The following is a 413-nucleotide window of genomic DNA, read 5'->3' as shown; positions in this document are numbered from 1 at the left end:
CTTCCAGACTGGTTAACTGGCCACCAGCTCGTCGGCCTGCTCGGTTGTGCATTCGTGATGGTGGAACCAGGAATATTTCATCGCCATCACCCCGCAAAACTCATTAGCTGCGCTGCGGCGTTTTCCGCTTCACGCTGAGTCTTGAATGCCCGGGACAATACCCAGCGCCACAGAACATCGAGCGCGGCTTTGTACAACTGCTGGAATTCGGCTTCGTCCATGTTGGCGAAAGCAATGCTGCGGGGATGTTTGCGAAGGGTGCCGTCAGGCAGTTGTATCGCGTCGTAGTGGCCGGATTCGACGCAGCATCAAGCAGCGCCCCTTCGTTCCCACCAAATGCTGCGAGGAATTTAGCGTACCCGGTCACCAATTTTCGTTCGTTGGAAGAGATCGCTCCGCCAGTAGGTTCCCAA

The 413-nt window shown here is 56.2% G+C and carries 1 pseudogene; it reads right to left on the bottom strand.

Features of this window, described 5'->3' with window-relative positions:
• Positions 1–86: 86 nt before the first annotated feature.
• A pseudogene (locus JG676_RS08440) lies at positions 87–367 on the bottom strand (DUF1367 family protein).
• Between the last annotated feature and the right edge of the window lie 46 nt (positions 368–413).

The organism is Campylobacter sp. 2018MI34 (assembly GCF_016598975.1).
GTDB lineage: Bacteria > Campylobacterota > Campylobacteria > Campylobacterales > Campylobacteraceae > Campylobacter_D.
This window is presented reverse-complemented; position numbering and strand designations above follow the sequence as displayed.